Raw genomic sequence first — 21,785 nt, forward strand, 5'->3', positions numbered from 1 at the left:
TATTCTCCACTCAAAAATTAAAGGGATAGTTAATCAATGACCCTTGGTATTTGAGCGCCACCGCATGGTCGTTTAGGGCGACCACCTCGCTGCCATCAGGGAGCTGGCTGCCTATTCTTAACCGCTCCCTGTCTTCCAATACCAGGTAGATCCCCTGCCGACCATGCACTATCGCGGCAATAGGCGATGGAAATCGTTGGCTGCCCTCGCTTGAGGCTGAAACATTCTGGTAGCTCAGTGCGATACCGGGATACTGTTCGCGGATGTGGTCAAACAGCTGATTAAAGATTTGCTGCTGCGGCGCATTAAGCACGCCACTCATCACAAACGCCTGACCTACCGGCGTGACACTAACGCTTCCTGCCAATCTATTTTGTATTAATGCATCAATAATGGCCTTACCCTGAGCCTCGTGGGGATTGTTAATTTGCCAATGTGTTAACCCCGGCAGTTCAGCCAGCAACGGTTGAATTGCCGCCCAGCGTTTTCCCATCGTGATATCAGCCCTGATCCGTACCTCCCCTGGTGCGAAGCTGGTCACCTGCGCATCGGCATACCCAGCCTGGGTGAGCACATCACGCACGTCTCTGATTAATTGGTCGGTGCATACCACATTGTCGCGGTACAATACCCCCCATGACTCGAGTTTTAAGCGTGCCGTTTGCAGCGATGCGCTGTTTTGACAGTAACCTGATAGTTGCAGCGTGCCATCCTGACCCCAACTGACCTTGGTTTGCGTCAGCCCTGTTTGTCGCAGCAGCACGTTAACCCGTGTCGCGATACTCTGCGGTGGTACGGCAGTATTGCTTATCCAAAACACCACGCCAGAAACCCCCACCAGCAGCACCAATACCAGCGCCATCAGCCACAAAAAAACGGGCGAGCCGGAACGCAGTTGATAGGTTGATAAATTAGCGTTTTGGTTGCCGAAAGCCATTGCCAGCCCGAAAGTCTGCAATATCCCTTCTGCGGGTAAAGGTGATCCGCGTTTGTGTCGGCGGCCATTCACCCGCACGATGGCATTTCCTGCATCAATAAACAGTTGCCCATTCATCGCCGACAGTATGACTTTGCCTTCATTATCAAGCGGTATACAAAGATCGCAGCCTCGTTCCCCCACCGAGAGCTGGCCATCAGACAGCCACACCTCACGCCCATGAAGAACGCCGCCGAGGAGCCGAATTTTCCACTCGCTATCCATGATTATTTTCGCTGTTAGCGACCGTGGCCTTAATTAAGAACAAGCGAATGACGCTATTGGTTTGATTAATATCACTGCGGAACAGATGGCCAATAATGGGGATATCCCCCAGCAGTGGGATCTTATTTTGCACCTGCACCTGTTTATCTTGTTTAAATCCGCCCAACAGCAGGCTTTGCCCCGCTTGTAGCGTGGCCTGCGAAGCTATTTCGGAGTTTTGTACCTGTGGTAGTGGCTCGCTTTGACTGATCGGCGCATTTTGCTGGCCGTCTTGAATATTGAGACTCAGCATGATGTTTTGCTTACCTTTATCCTCCAGCAAACGGGGGGTTACCCGCAGCAACGAGCCGGTGGTGATCGATTCCAATTTAGCCACTTTGTCGCCCTCAAGCTTGGTGTAAAAAGTGATATTTTTATCCAATACCGCCTGAATGTTATTCAGCGTAACCACCGACGGCTGCGATAAAATGTATGCATGAGAGTTTTTCTCCAGTGCGACCAGACGCGCCATAAAACTGGGTGTATTACTGATAACAGTGGAAAAGCCGCCTCCGGTATTACTATCGGGACCATTAAAAGAGAGCGTACCGCCGCCCATAGAAACCGCGGCACTCCAGTCAATGCCAAGTTGACTGATATCCCCAGCATCGACATCGATAATCGTCACTGAGATTTCAATCATCTGTGGGCGTTGATCGAGTTCACTGATGAGCTTGCGGTAGCCCGCCATATTGACCGAGCGGTCACGCACGATGACCGCATTTTGGCGTGGATCAGCCGAAAACATCGGTAGCCCCTGTGTCGCGGGGGAACTGGTGTTGGTGGTGGGGGCGCTACCACGGTTCATATCACGCAGCACACTGACGATTCCTGGTACCACGACCGTCTGGTCTCGGTACTGGTAGCGATCATCAACAGCGGTGGCATATTTAAGGGGATAGACGGTTAAACTCACCGCATCGTCTTGTCGCTTGGTTATTTCACCGTCCAACATTGAGGCTAGTTGCGTGATGCGTGACAGGCAGGCGGGAACACCACTGATATCTAGCGCGTTGACACTGGGAATGCTGCGCACCTCGCAGCTATTACGCGCCGGTACGTCACGTTTTTGCAAATAGCGAATGAAAGAGCTGGCAGGCAGCGCGTTTAGCGTAATGACACGGTGTGTCACTTGTGACGACGGGTAAATAAACAGCGTGTTACCATCCAGATAAGTCGCCAGATTATATTGTGTTGAAATTCTATTTAAAATATCGACCGGTGGCGCACTTGCGATTACCCCACTAAATACATCAGTGATCGAGGGATCAATAATGACCTGCGTATCGTAGTTTTCCGCAAGATTTTGTAAAACCGCCGATAGCGGTATTTTTCGCGCCCGTAACGAAAAATCGTTTCCTTTCCAGGTTAATGTTTGGCTATGTGCCATGATACTGAAAAACATCGCTGGGAGAATTATTGCTTTATTTAACTTCATCATTCCCTCGCCTATCATAACGTTGATAACAAGAGAGTCTGCTCGCTAAATATCTCGTTAAAGCTAAATGTTTCTCAATTTCTGCGGCCATTATTTCAGCAGTCATATTTTTGTCATAATAACAACATAGCCCCCCCCCTTCCGATGACAACTGCAATGAGTAATCATGGATGTCTGGGCAGCCTGCCAGCAGTAACGTGATATATCTCACAGCTTCCTGAGGGAAGTTTTCGAGAGTGTCAATAAAAATAGCCAGAACGAAAGAATGCGTACATAAATATCCACGCGCCGCCCGGCCCTCAGTTTTCATCAATACCGTTCCATCTGCGCTTGAAATATGTACGTCACCCAATAGAGGGATTTTTTTTAATTTATTAAGCATCGATACGACCTCCTAAATAGCAAAGTCATACTCAGTGGAAAACCCTTAGGCGTACATCAGTAAAAGACCTGATTACCATTTACCACAGGCTTGTCATTATATCCCCTTACAAATTAATTAAATAATTCCCTAAGTATTTATTACTATTTTTATACTTAGCTAATTTTATTTAATTCATCATACAGACTGCGGCATTTCATTTAGGGGCTTTTTCTAAGGATAAAAATAATGAAAACACAGCATTCCTTAGTGGGTAAACTAACGCTTTTTATCTCAATTGGCCTGCTAACCATTTGGCTTATCACTATATTCTCTACCACTTATGTTTCATTAAACCAAAACCGCCAGCGCTTGCTCGAAGATTTATCGCATATCTCGAATCTAAGAGTGGGATTGAGCAATCATCGATTTGAGGGTGCTGAACGTGATGCTCAGGCACTGGCACACAGCTATGGTCTTTATCACTACGTTCCGGTAGACGCTGCATTGGCCGCAAAGAGCGAAAGCCGCTATTTCCCTATTGATTCAAGCATATGTACTCCGCAAGATAAACAAGCTCAAGACCTAAGCTTTATCCAGGTTTATGGCACCGCAGGTCAAACCTACTACCTCGATAGCTTTATTCTCGATCGGCGCTTTGGCCTCTCCCTGCTACCACCGCGCGAACACTCGGCTGACTATTTCACCCGCCGCCAGACCGAACTGGGGCAGCTTCCGTTGCGGGCAACCCATGACAATCTGTTTTGGGGAAAACCAGAGTACATTGCGGGTACTGGCTGGAGCATCTCGATCGCAGCGGCTGGCCCTCATGAAGTGCTTACTGGGCTAACGGTAAAATTAAACGATTTACTCTCTTATGGTAACCCCGTTTCAGATAGCGACATCAGCCTTTGGCTAGATCAACACAATCAGATCCTGCCCTTCTCCCACCTGCCAGCACATGAAGCCAAAGACCTTCAGACGTTGTTGTTCAAGACCACGCTACGCGATGGATGGCAGCAAATTCCCGGTTACCTTGTGCTGCGCAGCCAACTGAAAGGCCCCGGCTGGCAGCAGGTGATTTTGTACCCGACTCGCGGCGTGATAAAACGGATGCTGGGCATTGTGGCAAGCCAGTTACCTTTTGCACTCACCACGCTGTTGCTGCTGGCAATTATGCTGTTCTGGCTACTGCATCGTTATCTGGCGCGTCCGCTGTGGGATTTTGTCGATATCATCGCCAAAACAGGGCCAAACTCACTATCTGCACGATTGCCTGAAAACCGTCAGGATGAATTAGGTAGTATTGCCCACGCTTATAATTTACTGCTCGATACCCTACGTACCCAGTACGACAACTTGGAAAACACCGTTGCTGAACGCACGCGAGAACTCACCCTTGCCAAACAGCAGGCTGAACAGGCCAACAAGCGCAAAAGCAGCCATCTGACCACCATTAGCCATGAATTACGCACACCACTTAGCGGCGTTCTGGGCGCGCTGGAACTGTTACAGATGACACCGATGAGTGATAAACAGTCTCGGCTGGCAAATACCGCCAGCCAATGTACGCTCTCCTTACTTGGCATTATCAATAACTTACTCGACTTTTCACGGATCGAATCGGGGCAACTCTCATTGCACGTTGAGGAAACGCCCCTGTTGCCGTTGCTGGATCAAGCAATGCATACCATTCAAGGGCCGGGGCAAACTAAAGGCCTGGCGCTAAAAACATTTGTGGGCCACAAAGTACCACTGCACCTTGAGGTCGACGGTATGCGTTTGCGGCAAATACTGGTAAACCTGTTGGGAAATGCGCTTAAATTCACTGAGAATGGCGGTATTTGTCTCACTGTTAAGCGCTGTAATGATCGGCTGATTTTTGCCGTCAGCGACAGCGGGCACGGCATCTCGCTCGCCGATCAAAAAGCAGTTTTTGAACCCTTCTTCCAAAGCCAGGGACATATTCAGGGCACCGGGCTGGGGCTGACTATTGCCTCTAATTTGGCGAAAATGATGGGCGGCTGGCTGGAGCTACATAGCTCTTCCGGCCTGGGTACCTGTATCTCATTTCTTCTTCCTTTGGGGCCTCATCGTGAACCGACACCATTGAGTGGGGAGGTTGCCGCACCGTTGGCTCTGCATCGCCAATTATCAGCGTGGGGAATTTGTTGTGAGATAGCACAGCAGGAAAACGCATTTTCAGCTGAAGACCTGTGCTTCCTGCCAGGAAAACTACGTGAAACGGCGGTTCATGCCCTCTCCGGTGAAATAGATAATAAGGCCGAACTTCTGCCAGTTCAGCCCTGGCGGTTACGCATTCTGTTGGTGGATGACGCCGCCATCAACCGGGACATTATTGGCATGATGCTGGCGTCTCTTGAACAGGATGTCACCGTCGCCGCCAACGCGAAAGAAGCGTTAATTCAAGGCCAACAGCAGCGCTTTGATTTGGTGCTGATGGACATTCGAATGCCGACGATGGACGGGATGGAGTGTGCTCAACGGTGGCGAAATGATGTAAATAACCAAGATCCCGCCTGCATGATTATGGCGCTGTCTGCCAACACCGCACCGGAGGAGATTGCCCGCTGCAAACGAGCAGGAATGCAGCACTACCTAACCAAACCGGTCACGCTGGCACAGTTAGCCGATGGGATCAGCATCGCTGCGGAATATCAACTTCAGCGCGATATTCCGCTGCAAGAGCAAGACTGCCTGCTTGGTCGTGCGTTGCTGCTGATTGATGACGTCGGAATGCGGCAAAAGATCCACCGTGCCCTGCATACGCTGCTAGGAGAACTTGAACAACATCTGAACAATAAGGAGCAAACCTCCGCGCTGCTGCACACCTTAAAAGGCTGCCTTGGCCAGGCGGGGCTTAGCCCGCTAGTGTGCAGCGTGATTGATATGGAAAACCGAGTACAACACGGGCTGCCATTAGCGGTGGAAGAGATCACCGAGCTACGCCATGCGTTAGATTTGTCTTTGGGTGCTTAGGCCGGCCTTCGCAACGGCCGCTTTTTATTAAGAGGAAGTTAACATGCACGATCATAAAATTCTGTTGGTCGACGATCACGAGCTGATCATCAACGGCATTATCAGCCTGCTCTCTCCTTACCCGCGCTTTCGTATTATCGCGCATATTGATGATGGCCTTGAGGTCTACAATGCCTGTCGCATTCATCAACCCGACATTGTGGTGCTTGATCTCGGGTTGCCCGGTATTAACGGATTAGACCTTATTCCACAACTGCGCTGTCGCTGGCCGCAAATGGCCATTTTGGCTTACACCGCGCATATGGAGGAGTTTATGGCTATACGAACACTGGCGGCAGGCGCGATGGGATATGTATTGAAAAATAGCAGTCGCCAGGTGCTGTTAGCTGCACTGCAAACTGTCGCGGTGAATAAGCGTTATGTCGATCCGGCGCTCAACCGCGAAGCGATTAATCTGGCGCTGAGTGTTAATAATGAAAGTGCAGAAATACTCACGCCGCGCGAACGCCAGATCCTGAGGCTCATCGCCGATGGCTATACCAACCGGCTGATTGGTGAACGGCTATGTATCAGCGTGAAAACCGTAGAAACCCATCGGCTAAATATCATGAGAAAACTGAACGTACATAAAGTCACCGAGTTGCTCAACTGCTCGCGTCGGTTAGGTTTGACAGATTAAGGCGTTATGCCGTCAGCCTTATTGCTGGGAGGGAGCGTATCCATTTTTCACCCGATAGTTCCCTATTGGGCATTTTCATAGCATGAGTTCTTTATCAATGTGCAGTTGGAGAACATCATGAGTATGACTATTATCGACCACGGGCCAAGCATCACCGAAACACAATTGCATTCCATGTTAACCGGCGATTTAAAAGGTGCAACTAAGCTCGAAGGCTGGGACGCATTCAAAAACTTCTTTATCAAATTGCTGAATAATTTGCCTGGCATGAGTTTGGTGGATAAAGAAGATCAATTGCGTGAGATTTACGACAAGATTTACGGTGCGGGCAAAACCGCACAATCCGTCGACGATCCTGGTTCCATAGAAACAACCTGGAATGCCCTCGAAAATCTGTTCCAATTGATGGATGAGGATAAATCGCGCCAGATGACGCTAGCCATCAATTACGCATCTAGTCACAACGAGAGCAGCCATTCAAGTCACATGCAGAATGCGGACTTAATCAAATTAACCCTCACCATTGATGGGCACCAAATCCCCGACATTGCGTGCTCAAATACCCCACTCAATACAGGCATCCTCGCCAGTATTGTATCGACTTACATGATTAACCACGTTGATAGCGAGGGGAAAACTCATGCGGGAACATTCCAATTGAACCCCGAGGTTCTTGAGGCCAACGGCAATAGAGTTGCTTTTGATTCTGTCGCCAAATTAGCCAATCAACAAAGCATAAGCGTTGTCAAAGACCTTAACTTGTGCCATGAGTTCTTGCACACCAACATGTATGACAATACCGAGTTCGACAAGCAACTCGAACAGGTATATCAATGTCAGCAGCTTGTTGCCAATCTGCAAGCACTAAGGTCGCCGCCAGATACGCCAGTAACCGCAAATGATAAATGCATTGATAATGCGCTTGATAAGCTAAACCAACGGAGAGATAAGCAACAAAGCCTCTTCGAGAAGATAAATCATACTTTTGTCAACGCAGTGGTGGAAAAATGGAGTGAAAAGCTAGAGCAGGTAGCACAGCAGCCACTGAACAAAACAGAAATCAATACTGAGATGAGCTACCTGGAAGCGGCCCTCCCCGGAACCCAAACATTATTTAGTGAAACTGACCGTAAACGCATTGCAGACGTTCGCCCACAATTGCGGCTGGCTCACATGATGGCCGATTTGCAAGCACGAATTAAAGATTCTTCAGAATTTCCGGTGGAACTTTTTCTCAGTATCAGAGACATAATGGTGCAGGAGGACAACGGGCCGTTGTCAGTAGCACTAGACAACTGTTGGGAACAGATCAAACAGCAGCACCTATTCTCAACGGATAGTTACCGTGTTACCGCCGATGCGCAGCAGCCCACCAACAAAGTCATCAGGCAGCGTGAAACCATGGAGCAAATTGAACCTTTGTCTAAAGCGGGACAATTTCCAGGATAGAATCAATGCATTAGCTAAAAAAGGTGATGAGTTAATAGATATCGGCGAAAAATGCAAGTTGGTAAAAGACGACATTGTCAAAGCGGTCTATCACCCTCAAATGGCCGCAGCATTGGCTGAACTAGAAGCTCGCGCTAGCCAGTTGTCGGAGGGCACAGCGAAAGAACATGTGATGGCCGCTCTCAAGACGGCCAAAGCTGATTTGGAAGTGTCGAAGAAGCAAGATACGGTGTTTACTCAAGCGCGAGAACTGCTGGCAAATATAAGGAAACCGGATGCATGGGAAGATGCGCTAACCCAGCTGAGTAATGGCCCCAGCGAGCTTATAAAATTGCCGGCAAGCCCCCGAGCCGAGGCTGTTACAACTCATTTTAAAGAGGATCTAGGTACTGCACTCAACCTGTTGCAATCTCGGATAGCAGACTGTCCTGAGGATAATCAAGAGGCCCGATTGTATCGGAAGCAAATGGAAAAAGATTACACCACATTGAGAGACACTATTCGCACGCTAAAGTTAGATAAAAATGATGCCTTAGAAGTGCAGTTAAGCAAGATCAAACATGACAATGGATTTAAAGACTCTTCCATTTTCAGTAAATTCAAATAATTAATCAGTAGAGTGACGATATAACGCTAAAATGCCATAAGCAAAAACCCCAGTCTTTTTACAAAGACTGGGGTTTTAATTTGGCGGAAGGATAGAGATTCGAACTCTAGGACCTGTTACAGTCGACGGTTTTCAAGACCGTTGCCTTAAACCACTCGGCCATCCTTCCAATGAGCGGCATTATCATCTATAGCGTGATGATATGTCTAGTGTTTCATTCAGAAAAAATAGAAATTCGATTCGTTTGGTTAAACTTCATGCCAAAATTGGTCAAAAAAAAGCAGTGAGGTCAAAAATACAGCGCGTTTTGGCTGTATTGGCGTTGCTTTGTTTGTCCTGTGGAGTACTCATTTACGTGCAGATATGCGGCTGTAACATTGCCAGGCAAACAATATCTTGATGACAGACACAAAAAAACGCGGCCAAATGACCGCGTTTTTCTCAGTACCTACCCTAAAATCAGGATTAGAACTGGTAAACTAAACCAACCGCTACGATATCATCAGTGCTGATACCCGCGTTTTTGGTAAAGTTGTTTTCATCCAACAGGTTGATTTTGTAGTCAACATAGGTGGACATGTTTTTGTTGAAGAAGTAAGTCGCGCCAACATCAACATATTTCATCAGATCCTGATCACCATAGCCGTTACCAAGGTCTTTACCCTTAGATTGCAGGTAAGCCACTGATGGACGCAGGCCGAAATCAAACTGATACTGGGCCACTAACTCGATATTTTGGGCTTTGTTAGCATAACCGTAAGCGCTGCTCGCGTTACTAGAATCACCGAAGCGAGTCATGTTGTAAGTCTGGGTATAGTTAGCCGCCAAATAAACATTGTTGGCATCGTATTTCAGGCCGCCAGTATAAGCATCAGCACGCTCACCATGACCAAATGCCAGATTGTTCTGTGCATCAGTACGTTTTGAACTAGCCATTGCCGCCGAAGCAGTTACACCCCAACCCAGATCATAGGACAAGGACATACCGTACCCATCACCATTTTCTGTCAATACGCTGCGGCCATTAGTTTCGCCATCACCGTCATTTTTGCCCTGATATTGCAGCGCAAAGTTCAGGCCATCTACCAGACCGAAGAAGTTGGTGTTACGGTAAGTCGCAATACCGTTACCCCGTTGTGACAGGAAGTTATCCGCACCATAAGTATCGCCACCAAACTCTGGCAATACGTCAGTCCATGAGGTTACGTCGTACAGCACACCGTAGTTACGGCCATAATCAAAAGAACCGTAATCAGCAAATTTCACACCAGCAAAGCCGACACGCGTAAAGTTATTGTTGTCCTGGCTTTCCGTTTTATTCAGATTTGCCTGATATTCCCACTGGCCATAACCGGTCAGTTGGTCATTGATTTGTGTCTCACCTTTCAGACCAAAACGGATGTAAGACTGGTCACCATCTTTGCTCTTATCATCAGAGAGATAATGCAGGCCATCAATTTTTCCGTACAGATCCAGTTTATTACCGTCTTTGTTGTAAATTTCTGCCGCGCCTGCGCTACCTGCGACTAATAAAGCCGGAACAAGCAGGGAAAGAACTCGAAGTTTCATCGTTATTATCCTCTATTATTAGATCTAACTATGCCACTGCCCTTTCGAGCAAATAATCCCAATGGGGTTATTCTATTGTGGTAATAAGATTCGGATTAATCTATACAGAAAATGCTACCAAGTTAAGGATAATGTTTCATATTAACCAACAATCATTTCTAAATGTAAATAACAGCGAACTTTCACATTTTTTGAAAACTGTTAAAATATAGCACCTATAATCAAGAATAAATATAATACACATAAAATACAGTAAGTTATTAAAATTAACTCACAGCACAAATTGACAAGAACAACATCACACCAAAAAACTATAATAAATCCGCTATCATCATTATTTTTACTATTTACCTCATTGTGGCTTACGCGGCCAGATATCTCGTTAGTTTAACGGCCGGTCTTTGACCGGCTTTTTATTTCATGTAATCTTCAGAGTAAATTATATTTACAGAGATCGCATATTCACAAATTAGAATTACAGTCCGACAGTATAGTTTCATTATTTTATTTAAGCACAAATAGCCTAAACCTACAGAAAAACACGCAACTTAAACGTGATGTATTCACTCTACGAGATATCAAATATTCTTCTCACTAATATGCGCTATTTCTCCTCGTGAGTAAGCGACCCAGAATCAGTAATATTCATTTCAGAAATCACACCCTCAGCACGTATCACGATGGCCATCCTGTAGATGGTTTTTTATTCAGCGATAGCCTTGCAACAGAATCCTCTGCATAAAATCGCTAACTATTGTGCTAATCCAGATAAATCCCTTCGACCCTGATTTCGCTTTGTGGTAGAAACGTTTGTCTATAATTCGCTTGCTCATCTCAATCACAGATTCTAATACCTCATGACCACCAAAACACGCCAACAAGTATTACAGCCCGCAGTTGCACAACAAGTCTCGACTCGACTGGCCTTCTTTATTGCCGGATTAGGTATGGCTGCCTGGGCTCCTCTGGTACCTTTTGCCAAGGACCGTATCGGCCTTAATGATGCATCGCTAGGATTACTGCTATTGTGTATTGGTATCGGATCAATGTTAGCCATGCCGCTGACCGGATTGCTAACAGCAAAATGGGGCTGTCGTGCGGTTATTTTACTGGCAGGGGCGGTATTATGCCTCGACTTACCCCTGTTGGTATTAATGAATACACCGATTACGATGGCGTTTGCCCTGTTAGTATTTGGTGCCGCTATGGGCATAATAGATGTAGCGATGAATATTCAAGCGGTGATTGTCGAGAAAGCCAGTGGCCGGGCAATGATGTCGGGCTTCCACGGTTTGTTCAGTGTCGGTGGAATTGCCGGCGCTGGTGGCGTCAGCGCACTACTGTGGTTGGGTTTAAGCCCCTTGACAGCCATTATTGCCACTGTTGCGCTAATGATAATCCTATTACTAACCGCCAATAAAAATCTGTTACAGGGTAGCGGAGCCCCCCACGATGGGCCACTGTTTGTATTACCCCGTGGCTGGGTGATGTTTATTGGTTTTCTCTGCTTTGTGATGTTCTTAGCGGAAGGTTCAATGCTTGATTGGAGCGCCGTCTTCCTGACGACTCTACGTGATATGAATTCATCTCAGGCAGGTATGGGCTACGCGGTATTTGCCATAGCCATGACACTCGGGCGTTTAAATGGTGATCGGATTGTCAACGGCTTGGGCCGTTACAAGGTATTATTAGGTGGGAGTCTGTGTGCTGCCGTCGGCATCATTTTTGCGATAAGTATCGATAGCTCAATCGCTGCGCTTATTGGCTTTATGTTAGTCGGGCTTGGTGCATCGAATGTCGTGCCTATCTTGTTTACTGCCGCCGGTAACCAAACCGTAATGCCAGCCAATCTGGCCGTTGCATCAATTACCACTATCGGTTACGCCGGTATTTTAGCAGGCCCAGCGGTAATTGGTTTTATCGCACAATTAAGTAACTTATCAGTGGCGTTTGGCTGCGTAGCCTTGTTACTACTGACAGTCACTGCCAGCGCCCGAGCCGTCACGCGTTAATCAAGGAAACTGCATTATCGCTATGCAAAATAATTCGTTATCTATCAACTCAGCGAATATCACCCGCTGTTTCTGGCTGTTTATCGTGCTGATACTCATTACGGTGGGCCTGTATGGCTATAACTACACCAATGCCTATCTGAGCGAAAAAAAATATTCATTAACTGCTATCGCTACCGGTTTGCAACAGCGGATTGATGATTACCGTTATCATACCTATCAGATATATGATTTAGCCAACAACCCGATAATGGCTAATGCCGTCACATCTGCAGCTCAAGAAACCCGTCTGCGCCCCGATATTTACTACATTGAGAAGCCACGGCGGAAAACGGATGCCGTTATTTTCGGCACTCACGATCCGGCGACGCTGACAATGACATTACAGATGTCTGACTACCTCGACAGCCACTGGGGCTCACAGAACGACACCTACTCGATGTACTACCTTAATGGTCAGGACAATAGCCTGATTCTGGTAACGACCCAGGCATTAAAAGAAGTCACCTCGCGCTTTAAAGAGAGTTACCTTACGGCTTCGGCTGAATCGCGTCGTGCAGAAATGCTACAACAAGCCAATACACTGGACGAGCGGGAAAGTTTCTCCCCTCTGCGTAAATTGCGTTTTCAGAATGCTTATTATTTCACGCTGAGAACCACATTTAACCATCCAGGGCATTTAGCCACTGTCATCGCCTTTGACCTGCCGATTAATGATTTAATCCCACCGAATATGGCGCGCTCCAACTTCTTACTGCAACAGGATAAAACACCAATAAATGAAGGCGTGGTAGCTGAAGACATTGCAGCGACCAGTGTAAGATTAAATGGCTCGTGGGTAGAATTTTCAGCCCCGCTGACCAACGCAATACTGAAAATTGTTTATCGCGTTCCCCTCAGTGTGCTGGCAATCGATCTGCTGAGAAACAACTCGTGGCTCATCCTGAGCAATATTTTATTACTGGTACTGGCGGTTCTGGGTATCTACTTTATTCGCCGCCAATATGTGCTGCCAAGCACAGATATGGCCGAGCAACTTGAATCACAGAAATCGCTAAATCAAGAGATTATCGCCAGCTTGCCGCAAGGGTTATTGGTTTATAACTTCAGTAACGGCAGCGTGGTTGCCAGCAATAAGATAGCCGACAATCTGATCCCACATCTAAACCTGCAAAAAATCGTCCACATGGCGGAACAGCACCACGGCGTGATTCAGGGGACGGTAAATAACGAAGTTTACGAAATCCGCATGTTCCGTAGCCATATCTCAACGGAAACCTATCTTTTCCTGCTGCATGATCAGGATAAAGAAGTGCTGGTGAACAAAAAACTGCAACAGGCGAGGCGTGAATACGATAAAAATCTACAAGCACGCAAACTGATGCTGCACAATCTGGGAATCGAGCTAAATCAGCCGATCAGTAAACTCAATCAGATGGCGCATGACCTGCAAATTACTACCGATCCGCAGTTGCAACAGGATCTGGCAGCCAGAATAGTTGAACAGTCTGACGTTATCATTGAGCTGATTGATAATATTACTTTGCTCACCCGACTGGAAACCCAGGAGTGGCAGACAGAACAACAGGCTTTCTCTCTGGCGGCATTGATTGACTCGCTATTGCTTGAGGTACTGCCCGCGATTAACCAAAAGGGCTTGAGCCTTTTCAATCATTATCATGTCAATATGGATCAAAATTACCTCGGCGATGAGAAAGTATTATACAAAATACTTTCATTACTATTACATTACTCTATCGTCACAACCGCTTACGGCAAGATAACGCTCAATGTTGGCCATGAGCCGAACCGACCGGAACAATTGATTATCCAAATAACAGATACGGGTGTGGGTATTTCAGATGAAGAGATAAGTAATCTTAATTATCCTTTTTTAAGTCAAGCGTTGGTCGATAGATACAATCATGGTTCGGGGTTAACCTTCTTTTTATGTAACCAATTATGTAAAAAATTAAGCGGAAAATTAGAAATTCGCAGCAAAGTAGATATAGGCACTCGTTATACTATTCATATAACTATGCCTATACAAAATGTAGAACAGGAAGAGCAAGAGAAGTTATTGGATGGTGTCACCGCACTATTAGACATAACCTCAGAAGAAGTGCGCTCAATCATTACGACATTGCTTAATTCATTTGGCGCTAACTGCATCGTCGCCGATGACCGCCTGCCGGGGCGGGATTACGATGTAACCTTAACTGACAACCCACAACACTATGACAATTACACCCTATTGTTGGCCTCTGATGAATCAGGATTTCAACAGTTGCAAGACAACTATATTCGGGTAAATTATAATTTGGGCAGTGCAGTTATTGATTCAATATTATTATTAATCGAGCAGCGAATCCTATCAGATGAATCGCACAAAGAGCCAGAACCCATTGCAGAGGATGATATTAGTGTTTATGAGCAACAGCTAAAATCCAGTGACTATTATTCCTTATTTGTTGAGACAGTACCGGTAGATCTGAAGAAACTGTATACTGAGCTTCAGCAACGTGATTTCATATCGCTTTCGCAGACTGCACACCGGTTGAAAGGCGTATTTGCCATGCTGAATCTGGTTCTCGGCAAACAGCTATGTGAAACATTAGAACTGCATATTGCAGATGGCGATCGGTTAAAGATCGAGAATAGCATCAGTCAGATTGATTCTTTCATCACTCGGCTGTTGCAGCAAGGTAACCCATAACCATGAACAACCTTAATGTAATAATTGCTGATGATCATCCAATTGTTTTGTTTGGCATCCGTAAGTCACTTGAGCAAATTGAGTGGGTAAACGTTGTTGGAGAATTTGAAGACTCCACCTCGCTTATTAACAATTTGTCAAAGCTTGATGCTAACGTGCTAATTACCGACCTCTCTATGCCTGGGGATAAGTACGGTGATGGCATCACTCTGATTAAATATATAAAACGGCATTACCCTGATTTAGCTATCATTGTTTTAACTATGAATAATAATCCAGCTATTCTCAGCTCTGTTTTGGATCTGGATATTGATGGGATCGTATTAAAACAAGGCGCACCAGCCGATTTGCCTAAAGCATTGGCTGCATTACAAAAAGGGAAAAAATTCACCCCTGAAAGTGTCGCCAAGCTGTTAGAAAAAATCAGTGCCAATGGCTACGGTGACAAACGTTTGTCACCGAAAGAAAGTGAGGTTTTACGGTTATTTGCTGAAGGTTTCCTGGTAACGGAAATCGCCAGAAAATTGAATCGAAGTATTAAAACCATCAGTAGCCAGAAGAAGTCGGCCATGCTGAAACTGGGCGTTGATAACGATATCGCCCTGTTGAACTATCTTTCATCTGTCACTATTAGCCAGGTTGATAAAGATCAATAGTCTTTATTAACGCAGCTCCCAGGCCCGGTTTACTCTGCAACTTTTGCTAAGTAACACCGGGCTTATTTATTTCAGTACATCCACTACTGTTATAACAACCCTGCAACTTCAAGTGCCAACGCTATAAGCCAAAGTAATTAGAGTCGCAGGTAGGCCGCAAACGAGCAAGTCCCGATGAGCTTACTCACGTAGTGATACGGGGAGCAGTGCAGCTAACCCCCTGTGACTTCAAGTACGCAGGCTTTAACGTGAGCGACGAACTTTGTCACTATAGTAAAGCAGCATCTGCCGCAATGTATCTAGCGTCACGGGCTTGGATAAGCAGTTATCCATCCCAGCTTCAATGCACCGCTGTTTGCCTTCCGCTAATGCATTAGCCGTTACACCAATGACAGGGAAATGATGATTTAACTGCCGCAGACGTTGCGTCAAACGGTAGCCATCCATATTCGGCATATTCACATCAGTGAGTACAATATCTACGGTATTCGCGTTAAGAACCGCCAATGCATCCAATCCATCATTTGCTGTAATCACTTGATAGCCCAAGGCGGTAAGCTGATCAGCCAGCAAGCGGCGATTTATCGGGTGATCATCCACCACCAAAATATGCAGATCGGCATTATCGGCCTGATCCGTTTTTGACGCTGGCAGCTGTAATGGCGTGGTTTCAGTCGGATGTTGGCCCAACAAAATTCTATCCAGCAGCGGAATAATTTCCAGTAACGTAGACGTGCTCAGTAACCAATAACCTGGTCGCGTCTCTTGTGGTAAGCCAATATGTTCGATAGATAGCTGAATCCATGCTGATAGCGACGTATTTATTTGCGGTAAGTAATCACAAATAAGCACCTCCTCGCGCTGTGTCGCCTCATCACCACAACGCCGTATTGTGGCACCAAAGTGGCTCAGTAAATCCAGCAAATAGCTCTCCAGAGACGCATTACGGATATCCAACCATAAGGTTTTCCCTTGCCAACGGTCACTCGCAGGGAGAACAACATTTTGGGCTTGATATTGATTATCAGCCAAAAAGAGTGGAATACGAATGGCAAAAATACTGCCCATGCCCAGTTCGGAGATAACTTCAACATCGCCGTCCATTAAGTTTATCAACTTCTCACAGATAGCCAGCCCCAAACCGGTTCCCTGGAAATGCCGCTGTACCCCAGTCCCCACCTGGAAGAAGGGATCAAACAACTGATTAATTTCGCGTGAATTAATCCCGACCCCGGTATCGCGCACCCGGAACTCAAGATAGTGGCCACGAACCCGTAGCTGCAAAATAATGCAACCCGTATCAGTAAATTTTATTGCGTTATTCAATAGGTTAGAAATCACTTGTTGCAGTCGAACCGGATCGCCATACATCAAACGCGGCACCGCCGGTTCGATAAAGCAGTACAGCCCCAAACGCTTTTTGACAACCAATGGCAGATAGTTAGCGGTGATATGTGTAATCACTTCTACGGTAGAGAACTCACTCGGCTCAATTTTCAACTGCTCGGACTCAATTTTGGAGAAATCGAGTATGTCGCTGATAATCTTGAGCAGCAGCCCAGAAGAGTTATTCATCGCCGTAACCAGACGATCAACGCCATGCGGTAACTCTTTGGTTTGCAATAAATCAAGGTTACCGATGATGCCATACAAAGGGGTACGTAACTCATGGCTGACGGTCGCCAAAAACATCGATTTTGACTGGCTGGCCTGCTCCGCTGCCGCCGCCATCTCTTGCAGCGACTCTTCCATTTTCACGCGTGAACTGACATCCACCAGCACACAAATCGCCACATCCTCATTACGATAGCGGGAATGGACGAAGCTGATTTGCAGATTATTATTATTACTGGTCATCACATCGACAAAGTTAGCCTGCTGCTCGCAGATAATGCGCGTGATACGTTCACGATCCTCATTCGTCAGCAAATTAATATAGTTATGTGCTAACTCATTACTGAGGATATTTGTCCCATCACTGATTCGCAGGATGGAAATGCCCACCGGAGCCGAGGCCACAATTTTGCGGTTAAATTGCTCATGTTCCTCCAATCTCAGCGCATTGTCCTCTGCCGGATGGAACATTTTTCGTTCAAACAACCAGGCTAAAGTAAAGATCACCACCGCAGAGAGAGCATTCAATAACAACGCATTAAAAATTAATAATTTAAAGGTTTCTATTATTGTTCTAACGGGCAATGAATAGACAATACTGAGCGGTGATGGCAGCAGATTCTTCTTCAGAACCAGCGAGTTATAATCATCGACATAACCAAAATAAGAGGGGGAGTCGGGATAAACATTCAGCATTGAGGCATTGCGCTCCCCTGTGGCCAACTGCAATACCGGATCGTTATCCTGATTTAGCAAAGTCACCCCAATGGGCAACGGGCCGGAAGAGATAAAGTCCTCCAAACGAACGGTTTGCTCCGTACCGATCAACGCTTCTAACTTATTCCCCACATAAACAGGGGTTAGGACATATAACGTGCCAATCTCAGGTCGGGCACCCGCGACCACCCAATACAACGTGCTGTCTTTATCCTGATGATTTGCATCACGATATTTTAAGATATGCTCGTTGAGTGACTTAATCAGATTACCCTGTTCCAGCGGCGTATTGCGGATATCAAAATCCACCATGCACTGGGTATCGCTACCAATCAAAAAGATCCGGTTAAGATCATACGCCGCCGCAAAATTCTCTTTCCAGTACAAGATTAGGTTGCTAAGAGAATCCAATGAAGAGTGGTGAGATGAATTAAGGGTGGCACAATTAGATTCGTTATTAAGTGGATAGTACTGCGGCGCAACTCTTTTACTGATCAACTCACCTGCGGTCACATCAATAACATCCGTTTTAGGATTGAGTCTGTTCTCCGCCATATACTTGATATCGCGGATAATATCAGCCGAGTGACGGATGTAGTTCTGTGCCTGTTCAGCATTAGTATTATATTCCTGACGGATATCTGATTTTTTCTCATTGAGGATATTCAGGATATAAAAAGTGGTTAGCAATGCACCAAGCGACCATAACATAACCGCCAGAACCCGAAACAAGTAGCGGGATATTTTCAGTGTCGTGCGAAATGAAGAGAGATATTTCAATCTGATACCATGATGAAAGCATCGCCGGACAGGCTGCGTGTCCTACACAATACACTACCCATGACTCATTAAAAAGTCAGCATAAAAAAGCCAGCTCGTAAGCTGGCTTCTGTTTTCATCTACGCATTATGCGTTGTCATCGTCTTGTGCTTCGTCAGCAGCATCTTCATCTTCTGGTGCGTTCAGTGCAGCATTCTCTTCGCTACCCTCTTCACCTTCCAATGCTTCACCATCAAGGATTTCATCATCCTCTTCTGGCTCCGCCACACGTTGCAGACCAACAACATGCTCGTCTTCAGCGGTACGGATAAGTGTCACACCCTGGGTATTACGCCCCACAACACTTACCTCTGATACGCGGGTACGTACCAATGTACCGGCATCGGTGATCATCATGATTTGGTCAGTCGGTGCGACTTGAACCGCGCCAACAACCTTACCATTACGCTCACTGACTTTAATGGAGATAACCCCCTGAGTCGCACGGGACTTAGTTGGGTACTCTTCCACTGCGGTACGTTTACCGTAACCATTTTCAGTTACGGTCAGGATTTCGCCATCACCACGAGGGATGATAAGAGAAATAACCCGATCGTCGCCATTGAGGTTGATACCGCGTACACCGGTCGCGGTACGGCCCATAGAACGAACCTGTGACTCAGGGAAGCGAACCACTTTACCCAATGCAGAGAACAGCATGACTTCGTTAGTGCCATCGGTCAGATCAACACCAATCAGTTCATCGCCTTCATTCAGATTGACGGCAATAATACCGGCACTGCGTGGGCGGCTAAACTCGGTCAGTGCGGTCTTCTTCACGGTGCCGCTGGCGGTCGCCATAAAGACGTGACGACCTTCTTCGTATTCCCGCACTGGCAGAATGGCGGTGATACGCTCATTTGGCTCCAGCGGCAACAAGTTGACGATCGGACGACCACGCGCCCCACGACTGGCTTCCGGCAACTGATAGACCTTCATCCAATAGAGGCGACCACGGCTGGAGAAGCACAAAATAGTATCGTGGGTGTTGGCGACCAGCAGGCGGTCAATGAAGTCTTCTTCTTTGATGCGCGCAGCCGATTTACCTTTACCACCACGACGCTGAGCTTCGTAATCAGTCAGAGGTTGATATTTGACATAACCCTGATGGGACAATGTCACGACCACATCTTCTTGATTAATCAAATCTTCAATATTGATATCAGAGGTATTCGCCGTGATTTCGGTACGGCGCGCATCGTTATATTGCTCTTTAATCGCAACTAACTCTTCGCGGATAACTTCCATCAAACGCTCTGGGTTTTCCAGAATAAAGATCAGCTCAGCAATTAAGGTCAGCAGCTCTTTATACTCATCTAGCAGTTTTTCATGCTCCAGGCCGGTCAGTTTCTGCAAGCGCAGATCCAAAATCGCCTGAGCTTGCTGCTCGGTGAGATAATATTTGCCGTCACGGATACCGAACTCAGCTTCCAGCCATTCAGGGCGGGCAGCATCATCACCGGCACGTTCCAACATAGCGGCAACGTTACCTAATTCCCATGGGCTGGCAATCAAGCCAGTTTTCGCTTCAGCAGGTGTTGCTGCACGGCGGATCAATTCAATAATCGGATCGATGTTAGCCAGTGCAATAGCCAGTGCTTCCAGGATGTGGGCACGGTCACGCGCTTTACGCAGCTCAAAAATGGTACGGCGAGTCACCACTTCACGGCGGTGACGCACGAAAGCAACCAGAATCTCTTTTAGGTTCAATAGCTTAGGCTGCCCTTGCGACAGAGCCACCATATTGATACCGAAAGTCACCTGAAGCTGGGTCAGTGAGTAGAGGTTATTGAGAACCACTTCCCCGACGGCATCACGTTTAATCTCAATCACAATACGCATACCGTCTTTATCAGACTCATCACGTAATGCGCTGATGCCTTCTACACGTTTTTCTTTTACCAGCTCGGCGATTTTTTCAATCAACCGCGCCTTGTTCACTTGATACGGGATTTCGTGGACGATAATGGTTTCACGGCCGGTTTTAGCGTCAGCTTCAACTTCAGCACGGGCGCGAACATAGATCTTGCCACGACCGGTACGATAAGCCTCATCAATACCACGACGGCCATTAATAATGGCGGCTGTTGGGAAGTCTGGGCCAGGAATGAACTCCATCAACCCATCAATAGTGATGTTTTCATCTTCGATCAGGGCCAGACAGCCATCAATAACCTCAGAAAGGTTATGCGGCGGGATATTGGTCGCCATCCCAACGGCAATACCAGATGAACCGTTAACCAGCAGGTTAGGGATTCGGGTTGGCATTACAGCGGGAATCTGTTCCGTACCATCATAGTTCGGCACGAAGTCAACGGTATCTTTTTCTAAATCCGCTAACAATTCGTGAGCAATTTTAGACATACGGATTTCGGTATAACGCATCGCCGCAGCGGAGTCGCCATCAACGGAACCGAAGTTACCCTGCCCATCCACCAGCATATAGCGCAGTGAGAACGGCTGGGCCATACGCACTATCGTGTCGTAGACCGCGCTGTCACCATGCGGGTGATATTTACCGATAACGTCCCCGACTACACGGGCCGATTTTTTGTATGGCTTATTCCAGTCATTACCCAGTACATTCATCGCAAACAGTACGCGACGGTGAACCGGTTTCAGTCCATCCCGGACATCTGGCAAAGCACGTCCGACAATAACGGACATCGCATAATCCAGATAGGAGCTTTTCAGCTCTTCCTCGATGTTGACCGGTGTTATTTCTCTGGCAAGGTCGCTCATTGAGCCGCTATCCCTCTACTAATTACCGGATTTAAAGGTACGAAACTATATCACAAATCGTAGATTTTGGCGAAACTGCATGATGTTTGTCGAAACGAGTTATGTGCATACCCTAAATGATTCAAGTTGCAGGAAGGCGGCAAGTAAATGAGTCCCGATGAGCTTA

At 46.8% G+C, this 21,785-nt stretch carries 13 protein-coding genes and 1 tRNA gene; 7 read left to right on the forward strand and 7 right to left on the reverse strand.

All coding sequences use genetic code 11. The features are described 5' to 3' along the window. Window positions 1–10: 10 nt before the first annotated feature. Genes sctD through AT01_RS05590 form a run of 3 tightly spaced genes read right to left on the reverse strand, consistent with a single transcriptional unit; the run spans window position 11 to window position 3,060 of the window. Complete coding sequence (gene sctD, locus AT01_RS05580) at window positions 11–1,201, reverse strand: type III secretion system inner membrane ring subunit SctD (protein WP_042546408.1); 1,191 nt, start codon at window positions 1,199–1,201, stop codon at window positions 11–13. Further along, window positions 1,194–2,678 (reverse strand): EscC/YscC/HrcC family type III secretion system outer membrane ring protein, encoded by a 1,485-nt coding sequence (locus tag AT01_RS05585; protein ID WP_042548507.1) that lies wholly within the window; start codon window positions 2,676–2,678, stop codon window positions 1,194–1,196. The genes sctD and AT01_RS05585 overlap by 8 nt, the downstream gene beginning before the upstream one ends. Next, window positions 2,665–3,060, reverse strand: a complete 396-nt coding sequence (locus tag AT01_RS05590; protein ID WP_042546409.1) for a pathogenicity island protein — start codon at window positions 3,058–3,060, stop codon at window positions 2,665–2,667. Before AT01_RS05590 ends, AT01_RS05585 begins: the two co-directional genes overlap by 14 nt. A 228-nt stretch (window positions 3,061–3,288) precedes the next feature. On the opposite strand from AT01_RS05590, the gene AT01_RS05595 reads away from it, so the two are divergent. The 4 genes from AT01_RS05595 to AT01_RS05610 all read left to right on the forward strand — a co-directional run bounded on the left by AT01_RS05595 (window position 3,289) and on the right by AT01_RS05610 (window position 8,774). Next, on the forward strand, window positions 3,289–6,039 hold the full coding sequence (locus tag AT01_RS05595) for a two component system sensor kinase (protein WP_042546410.1): 2,751 nt from the start codon (window positions 3,289–3,291) through the stop codon (window positions 6,037–6,039). A gap of 43 nt (window positions 6,040–6,082) precedes the next feature. Next, the gene (locus AT01_RS05600) at window positions 6,083–6,718 is read left to right on the forward strand and encodes a two component system response regulator (protein WP_042546411.1); all 636 of its coding nucleotides are present in this window, start codon (window positions 6,083–6,085) and stop codon (window positions 6,716–6,718) included. 117 nt (window positions 6,719–6,835) lie between these two features. After that, a complete protein-coding gene (locus AT01_RS05605; protein WP_042546412.1) occupies window positions 6,836–8,167 on the forward strand; it encodes a hypothetical protein in 1,332 nt (443 codons plus the stop codon). After that, a complete protein-coding gene (locus AT01_RS05610; protein ID WP_042546413.1) occupies window positions 8,130–8,774 on the forward strand; it encodes a hypothetical protein in 645 nt (214 codons plus the stop codon). The genes AT01_RS05605 and AT01_RS05610 overlap by 38 nt, the downstream gene beginning before the upstream one ends. An 81-nt stretch (window positions 8,775–8,855) precedes the next feature. Here AT01_RS05610 and AT01_RS05615 read toward each other — a convergent pair. Both AT01_RS05615 and AT01_RS05620 read right to left on the reverse strand, forming a co-directional pair. Next, window positions 8,856–8,943 (reverse strand) — tRNA-Ser (locus AT01_RS05615). Window positions 8,944–9,239: 296 nt separating this feature from the next. Continuing rightward, complete coding sequence (locus AT01_RS05620; protein WP_042546414.1) at window positions 9,240–10,343, reverse strand: porin OmpC; 1,104 nt, start codon at window positions 10,341–10,343, stop codon at window positions 9,240–9,242. Between the two features lie 857 nt (window positions 10,344–11,200). Here AT01_RS05620 and AT01_RS05625 point away from each other — a divergent pair. The 3 genes from AT01_RS05625 to rcsB are packed head-to-tail and all read left to right on the forward strand — an operon-like array spanning window position 11,201 to window position 15,727. Further along, a complete protein-coding gene (locus AT01_RS05625) occupies window positions 11,201–12,355 on the forward strand; it encodes an MFS transporter (RefSeq protein ID WP_042546415.1) in 1,155 nt (384 codons plus the stop codon). A 22-nt stretch (window positions 12,356–12,377) separates the two neighbouring features. Further along, window positions 12,378–15,071: a phosphotransferase RcsD gene (gene rcsD, locus AT01_RS05630; protein ID WP_042546416.1), complete on the forward strand. Its 2,694-nt coding sequence runs from the start codon at window positions 12,378–12,380 to the stop codon at window positions 15,069–15,071. Between the two features lie 2 nt (window positions 15,072–15,073). Further along, window positions 15,074–15,727: a response regulator transcription factor RcsB gene (rcsB, locus tag AT01_RS05635; RefSeq protein ID WP_004704622.1), complete on the forward strand. Its 654-nt coding sequence runs from the start codon at window positions 15,074–15,076 to the stop codon at window positions 15,725–15,727. A gap of 243 nt (window positions 15,728–15,970) precedes the next feature. On the opposite strand, the gene rcsC is transcribed toward rcsB, so the two are convergent. After that, window positions 15,971–18,838 (reverse strand): two-component system sensor histidine kinase RcsC, encoded by a 2,868-nt coding sequence (gene rcsC, locus AT01_RS05640; RefSeq protein ID WP_042546417.1) that lies wholly within the window; start codon window positions 18,836–18,838, stop codon window positions 15,971–15,973. A gap of 126 nt (window positions 18,839–18,964) precedes the next feature. Next, window positions 18,965–21,619 (reverse strand): DNA topoisomerase (ATP-hydrolyzing) subunit A, encoded by a 2,655-nt coding sequence (gene gyrA, locus AT01_RS05645; RefSeq protein WP_042546418.1) that lies wholly within the window; start codon window positions 21,617–21,619, stop codon window positions 18,965–18,967. Window positions 21,620–21,785: the final 166 nt, after the last annotated feature.

It is taken from the genome of Yersinia aldovae 670-83, from assembly GCF_000834395.1.
GTDB classification, from domain to species: Bacteria; Pseudomonadota; Gammaproteobacteria; order Enterobacterales; family Enterobacteriaceae; genus Yersinia; species Yersinia aldovae.